The 15,595-nt window shown below is 61.7% G+C and carries 13 protein-coding genes; 3 read left to right on the forward strand and 10 right to left on the reverse strand.

Annotated features, from left to right (window positions below; translation table 11 throughout):
* The first annotated feature begins 75 nt into the window (after positions 1–75).
* Complete coding sequence (locus tag HDG39_RS15025; RefSeq protein WP_090809209.1) at positions 76–1,092, forward strand: LacI family DNA-binding transcriptional regulator; 1,017 nt, start codon at positions 76–78, stop codon at positions 1,090–1,092.
* Positions 1,093–1,096: 4 nt separating this feature from the next.
* On the opposite strand, the gene HDG39_RS15030 is transcribed toward HDG39_RS15025, so the two are convergent.
* The 3 genes from HDG39_RS15030 to HDG39_RS15040 are packed head-to-tail and all read right to left on the reverse strand — an operon-like array spanning position 1,097 to position 4,480.
* Positions 1,097–1,966 carry a 4-hydroxythreonine-4-phosphate dehydrogenase PdxA gene (locus HDG39_RS15030; RefSeq protein ID WP_184006632.1) on the reverse strand — a complete coding sequence of 290 codons (870 nt, stop codon included), beginning with the start codon at positions 1,964–1,966 and terminating at the stop codon, positions 1,097–1,099.
* A complete protein-coding gene (locus HDG39_RS15035) occupies positions 1,941–3,116 on the reverse strand; it encodes an L-rhamnonate dehydratase (protein ID WP_184006633.1) in 1,176 nt (391 codons plus the stop codon). Before HDG39_RS15035 ends, HDG39_RS15030 begins: the two co-directional genes overlap by 26 nt.
* A gap of 23 nt (positions 3,117–3,139) precedes the next feature.
* On the reverse strand, positions 3,140–4,480 hold the full coding sequence (locus tag HDG39_RS15040) for an MFS transporter (protein WP_184006634.1): 1,341 nt from the start codon (positions 4,478–4,480) through the stop codon (positions 3,140–3,142).
* Positions 4,481–4,616: 136 nt separating this feature from the next.
* Here HDG39_RS15040 and HDG39_RS15045 point away from each other — a divergent pair, with 136 nt between their 5' ends.
* Positions 4,617–5,552 (forward strand): LysR family transcriptional regulator, encoded by a 936-nt coding sequence (locus tag HDG39_RS15045; protein WP_184006635.1) that lies wholly within the window; start codon positions 4,617–4,619, stop codon positions 5,550–5,552.
* A 69-nt stretch (positions 5,553–5,621) separates the two neighbouring features.
* Here HDG39_RS15045 and HDG39_RS15050 read toward each other — a convergent pair whose 3' ends face one another.
* The 4 genes from HDG39_RS15050 to HDG39_RS15065 all read right to left on the reverse strand — a co-directional run bounded on the left by HDG39_RS15050 (position 5,622) and on the right by HDG39_RS15065 (position 10,026).
* Positions 5,622–5,957, reverse strand: a complete 336-nt coding sequence (locus tag HDG39_RS15050; protein WP_184006636.1) for a hypothetical protein — start codon at positions 5,955–5,957, stop codon at positions 5,622–5,624.
* Between the two features lie 36 nt (positions 5,958–5,993).
* On the reverse strand, positions 5,994–6,980 hold the full coding sequence (locus HDG39_RS15055; RefSeq protein ID WP_260327873.1) for a sugar-transfer associated ATP-grasp domain-containing protein: 987 nt from the start codon (positions 6,978–6,980) through the stop codon (positions 5,994–5,996).
* 101 nt (positions 6,981–7,081) lie between these two features.
* Complete coding sequence (locus tag HDG39_RS15060) at positions 7,082–8,464, reverse strand: undecaprenyl-phosphate glucose phosphotransferase (protein WP_184006638.1); 1,383 nt, start codon at positions 8,462–8,464, stop codon at positions 7,082–7,084.
* 41 nt (positions 8,465–8,505) lie between these two features.
* Positions 8,506–10,026: a mannose-1-phosphate guanylyltransferase/mannose-6-phosphate isomerase gene (locus HDG39_RS15065; RefSeq protein WP_184006639.1), complete on the reverse strand. Its 1,521-nt coding sequence runs from the start codon at positions 10,024–10,026 to the stop codon at positions 8,506–8,508.
* A 635-nt stretch (positions 10,027–10,661) separates the two neighbouring features.
* Here HDG39_RS15065 and HDG39_RS15070 point away from each other — a divergent pair.
* Positions 10,662–11,969 carry an O-antigen ligase family protein gene (locus tag HDG39_RS15070; RefSeq protein WP_184006640.1) on the forward strand — a complete coding sequence of 436 codons (1,308 nt, stop codon included), beginning with the start codon at positions 10,662–10,664 and terminating at the stop codon, positions 11,967–11,969.
* Here HDG39_RS15070 and HDG39_RS15075 read toward each other — a convergent pair.
* From HDG39_RS15075 to HDG39_RS15085, 3 genes are read right to left on the reverse strand one after another with little or no spacing between them, the layout of a single operon-like run.
* Positions 11,945–13,135, reverse strand: coding sequence for a glycosyltransferase family 4 protein (locus HDG39_RS15075; protein ID WP_018424664.1), 1,191 nt, complete (start codon positions 13,133–13,135; stop codon positions 11,945–11,947). The genes HDG39_RS15070 and HDG39_RS15075 overlap by 25 nt on opposite strands.
* A 51-nt stretch (positions 13,136–13,186) precedes the next feature.
* A complete protein-coding gene (locus HDG39_RS15080) occupies positions 13,187–14,503 on the reverse strand; it encodes a lipopolysaccharide biosynthesis protein (protein WP_184006642.1) in 1,317 nt (438 codons plus the stop codon).
* A gap of 16 nt (positions 14,504–14,519) precedes the next feature.
* The gene (locus HDG39_RS15085; protein WP_184006993.1) at positions 14,520–15,530 is read right to left on the reverse strand and encodes a glycosyltransferase family A protein; all 1,011 of its coding nucleotides are present in this window, start codon (positions 15,528–15,530) and stop codon (positions 14,520–14,522) included.
* Positions 15,531–15,595: the final 65 nt, after the last annotated feature.

Raw genomic sequence — 15,595 nt, forward strand, 5'->3', positions numbered from 1 at the left:
TTTCGAGAAAGTTAGCAATGTCGCAGCCCGTTTGCAACATTTGAATTGACCTCCCTAAATATGGGATAACCCGACATGGTCACGTTGTCCGAAGTCGCGAAACGCGCGCAGGTTACCGCCGCCACGGTCTCCAACGTGCTGCGCAATCGCGAGAAAGTCCGCCCTGAAACGGCTGAGCGCGTGCTGCAGGCGATCGCCGAGCTCGGCTACCGGCCGAACCTGAATGCGCGCGCGCTCGCCGAAGGCCGTTCGTCGACGCTCGCGCTCATGCTGTCGAACATCTCGAACCCGTTTTACCCGGAGTTCGTGCTCGCCGCCGAGCGCGCGGCGCGCAAGACCGGCCACTTCCTGATGGTCTGCAATACCGACGACGATGCCGAAATCGGCCGCGCGTATCTGAACCAGATTGCGGGCACGCTCGCCGACGGCGTGCTCGTGATGAACACGGACATCACGATCAACGACCTGTGCGCATCGGCGACGCATAGCGCGCCGATTCTGCTCGCCATGTGGGAGCACCCCGAGTCGCCGCCCGAGCTACCGTGCATCGCAGTCGACTTCGCGCGTGCCGGCGAGCTGGCCGCGGGGCATCTGCTCGGACTCGGCCATCGCGAGATCGGCTTGCTGATCGGCGACGGTTGCGGCGGTTTGCAGGACGCGCGCTCGAACGGCTTTCGCGCCGCGATGCGCATGGCCGGCATCGAAGCCGATGCGGCCGCCGTGTTGCAGATTCGCGACTCGATCGACGCCGGCTTCGCCGCCTGCATGGAACTGATGGCGAACCGCCCGCAACTGAGCGCGATCTTCGCGACCAACGACCTGCTCGCGATCGGCGCGATCCAGGCGTTGATCACGCTCGGCCGCTCGGTGCCCGACGACGTGTCGGTGATCGGCATCACCGACATTCAGCTCGCGCATCAGGTGCATCCGGCGCTGACCACGGTCGCGATTCAAACCGCGGCCGTCGCGGAGTTGTCGATCAAGAGCCTGATCCGTTTGATCCAGACGCCGGAGCGGCAGCCGTCGATGGTGCTCGGGCCGCCGCCCGAGCTCGTGGTGCGCGCCTCGACCGGGCCGCGCAGGAAACGCTGACGCGTTAGTTCACGCGCTCCGTCGCCATCCGCGTGACGATGTCGAATGCCTTCTGCGTCGCGCCGACGTCGGCCTTGCCCTGGCCGTGGATGTCGAACGCGGTGCCGTGCGCGGGCGTCGCGATCGGAATCGGCAAGCCGCCGTGCACGGTCACGCCTCGCCAGAAACCCATCAGCTTCATCGCGATCTGGCCTTGATCGTGGTACATCGTGACGACGCCATCGAAGGCCCTCTGGTCGCGCGCACGCACGAAGATCGTGTCGGCGGGAAACGGTCCCTGCACGTCGTAGCCGAGCTTGCGCGCGGCCTCGACGGCCGGCGCGATCACGTCGATCTCCTCGCGGCCGAACGCGCCGTTGTCGCCGTTGTGCGGATTGAAACCGCATACCGCGATACGCGGCCGCGGATGGCCGGCTCGCTTCAGGCCTTCGTGAATCAGCCGCACCGCGCCGACGATGCGCTCCTGCGACAGCTTCGCGCTGACGTCCTTCAACGCCATATGCGAGGTCACGCGCGAAGTCCATAGCTCGTCGAGCACGTTGAACTCGCAGAAGCTGCCCGTGTAGCCGAGCTGCTTCGCGAACCACTCCATCTCGTCGCCGGTTTCCATGCCGGCCAGATGCAGCGAGGTCTTGTTGACCGGCGCGAACAGCAGGCCTTGCGTGACGTTGCTTTGCGTCAGCGCGAGCGCGTTCCTGAACGCGGCGAGACTATAGCGGCCACCGCGTTCGGTCGCCACCGCACGCTCGAAAGCTTGATCGCCGGGCAGACGGAAATCGATCAGCGACGGCACGCTCTCGCGTTGAAACGCGGCATGCGCATCTTCGACCACGTCGTAATCGGTCCACTCATTCGACGATGTTGAAGTCGGCAAGATACTTGTCGCTCAACTTGATGCCAAGACCCGGCACGTCGTCCGACAGTTGCAGATAGCCATTTTCCGGCTGCGGCTCGCCTTCGAAGATGTAGTAGAACAATTCGTTGCCAACTTCGACATCGAACACCGGGAAGAACTCCGACATCGGGCTCGCGGTGCTCGACATCGTCAGATGATAGTTGTGCATCTGTCCCGCATGCGGAATCACCGGCACCGACCACGCTTCGGCCATCGCGTTGATCTTGCGCGCCGCCGTGATCCCGCCCACGCGATTCGTGTCGTACTGGATCACGTCGATCGCGCGGCGTTCGAGCAGATCCTTGAAGCCATAGCTCGTGAACTCATGCTCGCCACCCGACACCGGCATCAGGTTCATCTTCTTCAACTCCTGATAGCCTTCGACGTCGTCGCCGATCACTGGCTCCTCGATCCAGCGTGGATTGAATTCGGCGAGGCGCGGCAGCATTCTGCGCGCGTATTCGAGCGTCCAGCCCATATAGCATTCGAGCATGATGTCGACTTCGTCGCCGACCAGTTCACGCAACAGACGCACCTGTTCGATGTTCTTCGCCATGCCTTTCGAGCCGTCTTTCGGACCGTAGCCGAAGCGCATCTTCATCGCGGTGAAGCCGCTGTCCAGATAGCTTTCCGCTTCGCCGAGGAAAGCATCGCGATCATCGTTGTTGTAAAGCTTCGATGCATAGCACCAGATCTTTTCTTTCGTGCGCCCGCCGAGCAGCTTGAACACCGGCTTTTTCACGGCCTTGCCCATGATGTCCCACAGCGCGATATCGATCGCGGAGATCGCCGCCATGCCGATGCCTTTGCGGCCCCACGCGAGCGTGCGGCGATACATCTTCTGCCAGATGTATTCGTTGTCGAACGGGTCTTCGCCGATCGCGATCGGCGCGAGGTATTCGTCGATGATCTGCTTCGCGATGCGCGGCGCGAGCGCGCAATTGCCGATGCCCACGGTACCGTCGTCGCATTCGATTTCGACGACGAGCCAGCCGTGAAAGCGGAACGACCCCATCGCATCGCCACGCTCGTACAGAATATCGACCGCGTTCGTGCAGAAATGCGCTTGTGGCGGCACGACTTTGCCTTTCCACTCGAAAACACGCGTTCGGATATGCTTGATTTTCATGTTCGACGATTTCCTTCAGAGAGTCAGTGGCCCGGGCGTTCGCCGAGCGGGCCGCTGCGATGAGAGACGGAATGGGAGGCGGCAGGGGCGAAGCGGAACGTCAGCAGCAGCAATGCGCCGATCAGGCCGACCACCGCGAGCGAGAACATGCCCGCCTGCGAAGAGCCGATCGCGCGCTCGGCCAACCCTTTCAAATTCGGCGCGACGAAGCCGCCCAGATTGCCGATCGAATTGATCAACGCGATGCCGCCCGCGGCCGCGGCGCCGCCCAGGTAACCGGTGGGCAGCGTCCAGAACAATGGCTGCACGCAGACGAAGCCGATGGCGGCGAAACAGAAGGCGGCAATCGCAAGCGTGACCGACGACGTCATCGCCGACGCGGCAATGCCGAACGCCGCGAGCGCGAGCATCGCCGCGGCCCAGGTACGGTGATGACCGTGGCGGTCGGCGTAGCGCGTCACCCAGAACGTGCCGATGATCGCGGCGATCCACGGAATCGCTGTCAGCATTCCGACCTCGACGCCGACGTGGCCGCCGCTCGCGAGCCCGGCGATGCGGGTTGGCAGATAGAACACGACGCCATACACGCTCATCTGCACCGCGAAGTAGATCAGGCCGCAGAACAGTACGCGCGAATCGCGCAGCGCCGCGAGCACCGAAGCCGGACCATGCGCGAGCTTCTGGCGGTCTTCCTGGCGCAACGCCTGATCCAGTGCATCACGCTCTTCGCCATCGAGCCAGCGCGCCTGCACGGGCCGGTCGGTCAGATAGAAGTAAGCGGCGACGCCCACTACCGACGCCGCGAGCCCTTCGATGACAAACAGCCATTGCCACGGATGCATGCCGAACGGATTGCCCGCATCGAGCAGCAGACCCGAGATCGGGCTGCCGAGCAGGAGCGCGAGCGGGAAACCGAAATAGAACATGCCAATCGTCTGCGAGCGCGTTTTCGCGGGAAACCAGTTCGACAGAAACAGGATGATGCCGGGAAAGAAACCAGCTTCGGCGATGCCGAGCAGCGTGCGCAGCACGTAGAAGCTCGTGGCGCTGTCGACGAAGGCCGTGCATGCGGACACGATGCCCCAAGTGACCATGATGCGGCTCATCCAGACGCGCGCGCCGAAGCGGTACATCAGCAGGTTGCTCGGTACTTCGAACACCGCATAGCCGATGAAGAAAATGCCGGCGCCGAACGCGAACGCCGCGTCGCTCAAGCCCGTGTCGGCCTGCAGCACGTTCTTCGCGAAGCCGACGTTCGCGCGGTCGATGAACGCCAGTACGTACATCAGGATCAGAAAAGGCAGCAGCCTCGTGCGCGCTTTGGCAATCGCGCTGTCGAGCGCGGGGCTCGCGGTCGTCGTCATGCGTCGTCTCCGGTTTTGTCTTGTCAACGCGAACGGCGTTGCGATTGCCGTCCTGCGATAACCGCTAGTGTGCGAAACTATCCGATAACTGACCACTGAATAATTCGAATCGGCCGATTCGCTAAAGTTATCGCTCATGATCCCGCCCGCCGCGGCCATTCGCAAACGCTTGCGCCTGCGTCATCTGCAACTGATGGTCGCGCTGTCGGAAACGGAATCGCTGCGGCGCGCCGCCGACGATCTCGCGATGACCCAGCCAGCCGCGACCAAGGCCCTGCAGGAACTCGAAGACACGCTCGGCGTATCGCTGTTCGTGCGCCATGCGCGCGGCATGGAGCCGACGATCTTCGGCGAGGCCGTGATGCGCTACGCGCGCGTCGTGTTCGAGGATCTCGACGAGTTGCGCGAGGAGTTGGCCGGCATCGAGGCCGGCGACATCGGCAAGGTGCGCATCGGCGCGGTGATGGCGCCGTCGCCCGAATTGCTGACGCACACGATCGTCAAGCTGAAGGAAGCGCACCCGCGCCTGCAGATGGCGGTCACGATCGACACCAGCGACGTGCTCGTGCAGTCGCTGCAACAGGATCAGCTCGATATCGTGATTGGCCGGATTCCCGATGACTTTCCGGCGCTCGATCTGAGCTTCGAAACGTTGGCGGAAGAGGCGCTGTCGATCGTCGTGCGGCCCGATCATCCGGCCGTGAAAACAGGCAAACAAACGGGCATGCGGCCGAAGCTCGCGGACCTCGCGCGCTATCCGTGGATCATCCAGCCGCATCCGAGCCCGATGCGCCAGGTCATCGATCAAACGTTTCGCGAGTCGCGCGTCGCGCCGCCGGTCAGCACGGTCGAGACGTCGTCGATTCTGACCACGCTGTCGTTGCTGCGCGATTCGGACATGCTCGCCGTACTGCCGAGTTCGGTCGCGCAGTACTACGTCGCGCTCGATGCGATCGCCGCGATCGCGACGCCGCTGCGCGGCCGGCTCGCACCGTATGGGCTGATTCTGCGCAGAAACCGGCGCATCACGCCGGCGATGCAACTGGTCATCGATTCGATTCGCGCGGCGTGAGGTTTTCCGCGAAGCGCAATTCGCCGCCCGCATTGATGTCCGCGAGATCCGGGTGCCCATAGCCGCGCTTCATGCGTCGTCCTTGTCCGTGCGCGCGACGCTCAGCAGTTCTCTAACGCGTCGCGCGAGATTCGACAACGCGCCGCCGGACCGCGCGACGGCCTGCTGTCTGTGTGGCATATGTTGCAGATCGTGCCAGTCGTCATCGAGCGCTCTTGCGTGAGCGTCGGCGCCATACGGCCATTCGACCACCACCGCGCGCAAGCGGGCGGCGCGCGAGCTTCTGTCGGCGCGATCGATATACGCATTGATTTCCGACGCCTCGTACCGCGCCGATTCCTCCGAATCGACGGCAATGAAGTCGTTCAGTCCTTCGATATGGACGCACCATAACTGTTCGCTCACGTCGCGTCTCCTACTACGTTTTCCTGGCCTGCCCGATCAGCCCGGTGGCAGCCGTGCAAACTCAGGTTCAGCCCTCAGCCGTTCCCAATGCAGATCCGCGAAGCACGGGCCTTGCGTCGCCTCGCTGAATTTGACGTCGTTGTGCTTGCCGTTCCACTCCATCACCTTGACCTGGCCGTTCGCGTCGACCGTGAGATCCCAGCCGATGCAGCGCGCAAACGGAATCTTCATGTGCAGGCGCAGCACGGTGAGCTTGCATGTCTCGAAACATGGAATCTTCACGCCCGCAAAGCGCGCGCCCGAGTCTGGATGCGCGTCCACCGCGGCCCAGTCGCTCATATACCCCTCGTCGCACAGTACGCCCGTTTCGAGGTCGACCGGCACGCATACCTCGCGATCGCTCAGCACATGCGTATCGTCCGCTCTGCCGAGTCGCAAGTAGCAGGCCCGAATGGAAATTCGACCGGTCTCGTCCACCACGGTCGTGAAGCGCAATGTCGCCACCGGCTTCGCAGCAAACGTAGCGAACAGACTGTGCTGCTTGATGAACGTCTGAATCACGCCATTGCCGAGCGATCTGATGACCGCGGGGTCGAAGTTGGGACGGTCGAAGAAGTAGACACCGTTGCCCTGTCCGGAACCGTCGAGCTTGAATACGACGCGTTCGGTATGCTCGAACACGACGTCTGTCAGATCGCGCTCGGGCACCACGACGCCTTTGTCGGTAAAGAACAGCCCATTGGCAAAGTACGCGACGTCCGGCAATTCGTCGCCGTCGAAGATCAGCCGTGAAATCGGCTTGAGGCTCGAAATCTTGCCGTACCAGCCTTGCATATGCGGCACGACGACGATGCCGTAGTAGTTGTCCGGAATCCAGCCTTCCTTGAAAGTGCCGCAAAACGCGGTATAAACGCGCAGCCAGGGTGCGTAGACCGGGTCGCCGAACACGTCTCGCGCATAGGTGTCCGCGAGCCGCAGTTTGTTCGGATCGGTCTTGCCATACCTGCTTTCGAGTCGCTCCAATATTTTTCTCGCCTGCAATTCGTGACCGTGGTGAAAGCGGTAAAGCGAGACCCGCTTCGCAGCTCGTCTGACTACGTTTTCAACTCCGGATAGCATCATGCTCAATACGCGTTTGGATGATGAAGCCCCTTGAAAATCGTGGCCAGAATGATCTTCATGTCGAGCCAGAACGACCAGTTGCGCAGGTAGTACAGATCGTGTGCGACGCGGCCCTCCATCTTTTCCAGGCGATCGGTTTCGCCGCGATAGCCGTTGATCTGCGCCCAGCCGGTAATGCCGGGTTTGATCCGATAACGGTGGATATAGCCCGACACGATGTTCTGATAGAGATCGTCGTGTTCGAGCGCATGCGGGCGCGGCCCCACCACCGACATATCGCCGCGCAGCACGTTAAAGAACTGCGGTAGTTCGTCGAGACTCGTGCGGCGCAGGAACGCGCCGATGGTCGTGATGCGTGGATCGTCGCGCGTGGCCTGTTCGAGAATGCCCGGCTTCTGCTCGTGAAGGCGCATCGTGCGGAACTTGTAGATCGTAAATACGCGGCCGTCGGCGCCTTTGCGACGCTGCTTGAAGAACACCGGCCCGCGCGAACTCAGTTTGACGGCAATCGCGCAGCCCAGCAGTATCGGCGAGATCGCAATCAACGCGGCGAGCGCGAACAGACGATCGAACAGGTCTTTCTGCACCAAGGCCTTCGGCGGCAGTGGCGACGCGGCAAGATTGATCGTCGGCAAGCCGAGCAACTCGGTCATGCTGCCTTCGAACAGCGCAAGCGAGCGCACGTCGGGCATGAAGCGCACATTGATCAGGTCGTTGCGAAACTCCGCCACCAGCTTGAGAATCGCGCGCTCCTCGGTGAGCGGCAGCGCGAGCCACACTTCGCCGATCTGCTGTTCGCGCACGTAGCGAGCGAACGCGCCCTGTTCTTCGAAGACCTGCACCGACGAGCGCGGCGGAATACAGCAGCCGGGGTGCAGGTTATACAGCGCATTCGCGCGAAAGCCGGCCGCGGGCGACGTCTCGATCTTATGGATGATCTCGTCGCAATGATCGCCGCACGCCGCCACCGCGACCTGCTGCAAGTTCATCCCCGCATGACGCATGCGCCCAAGCAGGGCATGCGTGAGCAGCCGGCCGGCCATCATTGCCGCGCCCGAAATGCCGGTCCAGTACACGAACCAGAGTCGCGACACGAAATCGATCCGGTGCAGCGAGAACATCAGCACCATCGCGCAGGCCTGGACGACGAGCCAGCCCAGCGCCACCTGGCTCGCCAGCACTCTTTTCGAGCGGCCACGCCACGATTGATAGACGCCGAGCGCCGGAAAGACCGCGAGAGCAAACGCCGCGGCAAAAGCGACGAAGGCGAAATAAAAGCTCCGTTGCGAGCCGCCGTCGAAGCGGATCTGGGAGGCCGCAAATGCCCCAGCCACGATCATCGCGACGTCGAACGCTCTCGCCAGCAGACCAGTCAGCAATCGCATCACAGCCCCCTCATAGGACGTAGCAGGTCGACTCCGTCGCATCAGCCACAACGCCCGTACTTGTCGTCGAAACGAACGATGTCGTCTTCGCCGAGATAAGTACCCGACTGCACCTCGATGATCTGCAGCGGCACGCGGCCCGGATTTTCGAGCCGATGGCGAACACCCAACGGGATATAGGTCGATTCGTTTTCGCCAAGAAGAAACTGCTCTTCCCCGCGCGTGACGAGCGCGGTTCCACACACCACGACCCAGTGCTCGGCGCGATGATGATGCATCTGCAACGACAGACGACCGCCGGGCATCACGACGATGCGCTTCACCTGAAAGCGCTCGCCATGATCGATCGAGTCGTAAAAGCCCCACGGGCGACGCACTTTTCTGTGCGCATCGGCCTCCGGCGACTTCTCGGCCCTGATCCGCGACACGAGTCCCTTGATGTCCTGCACATGCGAGCGATCCGCGACGAGCACCGCGTCGTCGGTCTCGATCACGATCATGTTGTTGGTGCCGACGCAGGCGAGAAGCCTGCCTCCTTGCGAGCGTGCGTAGGTCGCGGTGGCCCCTTCGAACAGCACGCGGCCGCTGGCCGCGTTACCGCAGTCGTCCTTCTCCATCGCTTGCCATACGGCATCCCACGAGCCGAGATCGGACCAACCTGCTTCGAGCGGCACCACCACGCCGGAAAACGCCGACTCCGGTTTGCCAAGCTGCTCCATCACCGCATAGTCGATCGAGTCGGACGGCGAATCCAGAAACCCCTCGGCGTCCGGCATGATGCATTCTTCAGTCTTCTTCGCGTCGCGGTATGCCTGAACGCAGGCCGCGTGCATGTCCGGCTGAAACTGCTCGATGATGGAGAGCCAAACCGACGCTCGCACCACGAACATGCCGCTATTCCACCAGTAATTTCCCGACGCGACGTACTGCGCCGCGAGCTCCGTCGCGGGCTTCTCGACGAAGCGCTCGATGCGGCGCGCGCCGTCCGGCAATGCGTCGCCGAGCCGGATATAACCGAAGCCCGTGTCGGGCCGTTCGGGCGGTACGCCCAGCGTGACGATCGCGCCGTCGCGCGCATGCCTCGCGGCGATGTCCAGCGCGTGATGAAGCGCTTCGAGATTCGCGATCGCATGGTCGGCGGGCATTGCGACCAGAATCGCGTCTTCGTCTTCCGGGCATGCCGTCAGCGCGGCAAGCGTCAATGCCGGCGCCGTATCGCGACGCGTGGGCTCGACCACGATCCGCGCGTTCACGCCGATCTCGCGCGCCTGCTCGTAAGTGGCGAAATAATGCTCGGTTCCGCAGACGATCACGGGATCGGCCGCGACGTTCCATGCGCCATCAAAACCCGCCATGCGCCCCATGGTTGCTTGCAGCAAAGTCTGATTGCCGATCACGTCGATCAGTTGCTTTGGAAACTGTTCGCGCGACACCGGCCACAACCGGGTGCCGGAACCACCGGCGAGAATCACCTGCACGAGCGTCGGAAACTCCGCCTCGGCAGAATCCTGTCGTATCGTTTCGACATCCGCTGCGGCTGCTGCCGCGGTAACCTTGACCATCGCTAACTCCTTCGCATTGAAACCGGCTCGGGAACGCGTCTCCCTCGAGGACACCGCATAACGCGGTGTGCCGCGATCCACGCAAATACCGTCTGATGTGATTTATGACAGGGCGTGCGTGTCAAACGGACCAGACCAGTAGTTCAGTTCGCAGTGAAAGTGCATGCGCCTACGGCGAATCCGGCTCGATCGGGAAGTACGGAAACTGACTGGCCGAATCGCAGTGGTCTGCTCGACAACGACGACCGGGAAACGATTGAAACGAAAGATCGAATGCGGCAAACGACGTGCATCGGATCTGGTCGACATCGTGCCCCGATGAATTCATCATAGTGAGACCGCATTGCGACGCAGCCCATCTGGCGCGAAGCGCGGAAGTTTTGGCGGTGCTCGCGGACTGGATTTAACAAGCTTGCTAACGAGCTTGCACTTCTATTGCAGGGCGCAAGATTGGAAATAAGCAGCGACACGTGCTACCGTTTAATGAACGTCCCGTGGCATTCATGTCAAAGACAAACAGCGGTGTTATCCCCGCGCGGGCCACACTGTGAGTTTTCCGCTGTTCCCAATCTCGCCATCATCCAGCGCATGGGCACAACCCCAACCGGCGCGCCATTCGTTTTTCTGGAGTTGCAATGGCCTATATTTCGCTACTCGCACTTTTCCTGACGGTCACGAATTTCGTGCCCATCAGTGCGATCGGCTTTGTCCCGTTGCTATTGCTGGCATGGCGCTTTTACGGCCGCAGTTATCCCGCGTTCGTCGCGCCGCTTACCGCTTTCACGGTGCTCGCGACGGTCTCGACGCTACTCTATGATTCGCAGTCGTTCCTCGACTTCGACTTTTATCGGCGCGACGGCAATTTTTTCATTTCCTATGCGCCCATTTTTGCCGGTTTCGTGTATGCGCACCGCTGGGATCTGAACAAGGTACTGCGTGCGTTGTTCATTTTCGCGGTCATCGTCAATCTGCCGATGTACGCCTACTACATCGCCACGAACGGGTTGCTGAGCATCTTCGTTAATCCGGCCGACAGTTTCGGCAGCTACTTCATTGCGCGCAACGCGGCCGGCGGCTTCCTGGCGATGCTGTTCTGTCTCGGCATAGCGTGCTACCTGCAAAAACGCAGCAAGCTGCTGATCGCGCTGCTCGCCTGCAATGTGCTGATGCTGTTTTCGACCTACAGCCGCGGCTCGCTGCTTGGCGCGGCGGCCGTTCTGCCCTATCTGTACTTTGGCCGCAAGCGCTGGATTCTCGGCACGCTGATAGCGGTGCTGCTGCTCGCCTCGGTCGCCATCGCGATCTACCATACCCAGCCGAACGTCGACTACATGGGCTATACGTTCGCGATTCACGCCAATGACGCCAAGGTCAACAACCTCAACATTCGCTACGAGTGGTTGTGGCCGCGAGCGCTCGCGTATTTCGTGCAAAGTCCGCTCGTCGGTCTCGGCTTCGGCTCCTTCGACGACCACATCGGTAGCCTCACCTCGTACTTCCATCTGTTCGCGGTGCCGTCCGACGTGGTGATCGAGCACAGCGACTCACACGCTCACAACTCGTATCTGAATATCCTCGCCGAGCTCGGCGTAGTGGGCTTGACGCTGATCCTCGCGTTCTTCTGGAGACTGGTCGAGTGGAGCAAGCAGGGGGCGGCGTATGCCGCGTTGGTAGAGGGCGGCCGCCAGTTCGCGGCGTTCCGCTTCGTCGAGATTTCGTCGGTTTGCCTGCTGGTGATGTCGGCAACCGAGCATCGGCTGGTCTCGCCGTCGAATGTATTGATTCTTTCTCTGGTGATCTCGCTGCTGCTAGCCGCGCGTCCGCTGGCGGCCACCGCATTTGGGCCCGGCCCGCGCGGAGCGCGCAAGGCGGGCATCGTGGGCACGCGAGCTGCACAGCCCGTGCCCCAGCGCCCGACTCAGGGCGTAACGTCGGCAAGATGACGTTCTTCGGCCGGCAGCGACTGACTCGGCGCATAGGGAAGAAACTGTTCGACGCACGCATACGGGAGCCGCGCGTCGACGAAGCCCATCAGCGCCTTCTTGAAGTTCTCCGACGAAAACCGCTCGGCATTCTTGCGGCACACGCGTGCGTCGAATAGGGCTGCGTTGCTCTCGAACCGGGTAACGGCTTCGAGCAACGACGCGGTGCTTTGCTCACCGAAAAAGACCCCGGTGGGTCGCTCGAGCGGCAATCCCACCACCGATTCAAGCACGCCGCCGCGGCCGAAGGCGATCACCGGCGTGCCGCATGCCTGCGCTTCGACCACCGAAATGCCGAAGTCTTCTTCCGCCGCGAACACGAACGCGCGCGCGCGCCGCAAATGATCGACCAGCACATCGGACGGCTGATGCCCGAGAATCTGGACGTTGTCGCCGGCCACCGATTTGATCTTCTTCATCTCGGGACCGTCGCCGATCACTACCAGCTTGCGTTCAGGCGATTGCGAAAAGGCCTGAACGATCAGATCGATACGCTTATAAGGCACCATCCGCGACGCCGTCACGTAGAAATCCTCTTTCTCCGTACCAATAGGCATGTTCACCAGATCGACCGGCGGATAGATCACGGTCGCTTCGCGCTGATAGGCCTTTCTGATACGCCGCGCAATGAACTGAGAATTCGCGACGAGATGATCGACGCCGTTCGCGGAGCGCGAATCCCAGCCTCGAATGTAATGAAGCAGCACGCGCGCCAACGCGGAGCGCAGCCCTGTGTCGAGATGGGATTCACGCAGGTACTGATGTTGCAGATCCCACGCATAGCGGATCGGCGAATGAATGTAGCTGATATGCACCTGGTTCGGCCCGGTCAACACGCCTTTCGCGACCGCGTGCGAGCTCGAAATGACGAGATCGTAGCCGGACAGATCCACCTGCTCGATCGCAATCGGCATCAATGGTAGATAGGCGCGGTATCGTCTTCGCGCAAACGGCATCTTCTGGATGAATGACGTGTTGACGGACTTCCCCTTCACGCAATCGCGGTCTTCGAGAAAATCGACAATCGAAAAGACGTCCGCATCCGGGAAGCACTCGATGATGTTCTTCAATACTTTCTCGGCGCCGCCGGACACTACCAGCCAATCGTGAACAATAGCGACTTTCACTTCGACCTCCTGTGACAATCCACGCAAACTCCCACACACCCACGCGCCACTTCAATCGTCCTTTGCGCCGCCCGCCTGCGTACGAAGCCCGCACACCACGCGCACCCGCTCGAGCGCCCGCTCGGCGCCGGGCAACAGCCCGACCAGTTCGAGGCGAATCAACACGCTGAGCAGCGTCACCGACAGCGCCGCTTCGCCGATCACCCGAGCAGAGGCCATGCCAATCGCGCCGAAACGCGGCGCGAGAACGAGCGCCGCTGCGAGATTGACCAGCGCCGAGGCCACGCCGGCAATTGCGAGCACCCGGTCTTTCCTGCGCGGCACGAATACATAGAACGCGACGAACTCATTGAAAGCCGCGAACGGGAACATCCATGCAAATACCTGCAACACGCGCACACTCGGCTCGAACGCGGCGCCGAGAATCAGCGGCAACACGAAAGGCGACAGCGTCAACGCGCCGCACAGCACGAGCGCGCCATAGCCGAGCAGCAAGATGGCGCCGCGCCGCGTCGTGACATGCGCGCCCGCCTTGTCGCCCTGCGCGAGTTGCCGGGTTATCGTCGGAATAAAGACTTGCGCCGCGGGGGCCATCAGGCTGAGTCCGATCGCCGCGAAACGCTCGGCCGCGCCGAAATAGCCGACCTCCGCGGGCGTCGAGAACAAGGTCAGCAAATACGTCGACGACGCCGTCAGCACGACGGAGCCGGACGAATAGCAGAACAGCATCGTCGACCTGCGCACGAGCGGCAGGACGCCGGCAAACGCCAGTCGCGGCCAGCCGAGTTGCCACGTCGTCAAACCGTAAGCAATGATCAAGGACGCGATACCCGCAATCAGCAGACTCGCCACCACCCATACGGCATCGTTCGGTCCTTTGACGAGAGTCAGCACCAGCACGAGACTCAGCGCGAAGCCGAACACCTCGATCATGATCGGCGTACGAATCTGTTGCCGCCCCTGAAACAGCCAGCCGAGATTGCATGCCGACACGATACCTAGCAAGGTCGCGAGCAGGCCGATCAGCGGCCGCTCCGACAATAACGGTGAACAGAACGTCGCGATGATGCCGATGCCCGCGCCGATCACGGCGAGGGTCAGGCGTGCGCTGACATGCAGCGAATAGATTGCATTGCATTCCTGGGTCGACTGCGCTTTCGCCACCTCGCGCATGCCGACGAAGGTAAAGCCGAAGCCGACGAGCATCCATATCACGTTCATCAGCGACATCGACGCGAGTACCCGGCCGTATTCGGCCACGCCGAGCACTCGGCCATAGAACGGCACGACGATCATGAGGTAGACGTACCTCATGAAATAGCCGGCGTAAACAAATACGATCAGGTTGGCGCTCGTTCGTCTATCCATGCCGTCCTCCTTCGCCTCAGCGTCCTGCGACGCGACGGCGCGCAAGCGGGTTCGCGATATAACGCACCGCGAAATCCGACAGCGGCGAGTAAGGCACGAGACATAGACTCGACAGGACGAGCGTGCCGAGCTTCTTTTTCGGGCTCCAGAACGGATTCGCGATGATCGTATGCAGATAGTTGCGCGATTCGAGCAGCATCCAATGCCAACGCCTGAAAAGCGTTGCGCGATAAACGGAAGAGCAGAACGTCGCTTTCTCATGCGAGAAGTCGAGAAACGTCGCCGGTAGTTCGATGTCGAGCCGGACGTTGGCAATGTTGCGCAAGATGGCCCATCGCATGTTGAACGCGCGCGGCGCTTTGGTCAGTTCTTCCGAGTTCGCGAACGACACGGTTTTACTGCCCGCGTTATGCACTCGGTAGCCGCCTAGCGACTTCGACACGGTTGCGATCGGTCCAGCCAGCGCAACGCCATAGATTGCATAAAAGTCCGCGCCATAGCGATTCACGCCCTCTTCGGGGACGGGGAAGATCTGCTTGAGCGCACTCACCCGGTACGCATTGCCGGAGGCGGGCGGCGACGGATAAAGCCAACCGCCGCGCAACAGCCTGCCACAGTCGTGTGGCGGCTCGCTATGCGGCACGTAGGCCCCCGTCAATGCACCTTCGTTGTCCATCACGTCGAGCCGGAATTGCACCTTGGCCCACTCGGCGTCCTCGAAAAAGCGCATCACTTCGGTGACCGCGGAGGGGTACAGCACGTCGTCGGAATCGAGAAAGATCACATACTCCGTAGTGAGCGACGCGATTGCATAGTTGTAGGCGGATACCTGTCCGCCATTTTTCTTGCACAGCAACAGCACGCGATCGCCATAGCTTGCGATGATTTCGCGCGAACCGTCGGTCGAGCCATCGTCGACGACCATGACCGTGGTCGCCGGATAATCCTGCGCGAGCGCCGAGTCGATCGCCGCGGCCAGATAGCGCTCGTAGTTGTAATTGCAAATCGCAATGGTGACCTGTTTCATCATGTGTCAACGCTACCCGTCAAGTTCGATCCGCCGGCTCCCGGCGGTCGTCATGCTCGCGAAAT

This window comes from Paraburkholderia lebeckiae (assembly GCF_014201005.1).
Taxonomy (GTDB): Bacteria; Pseudomonadota; Gammaproteobacteria; order Burkholderiales; family Burkholderiaceae; genus Paraburkholderia; species Paraburkholderia tuberum.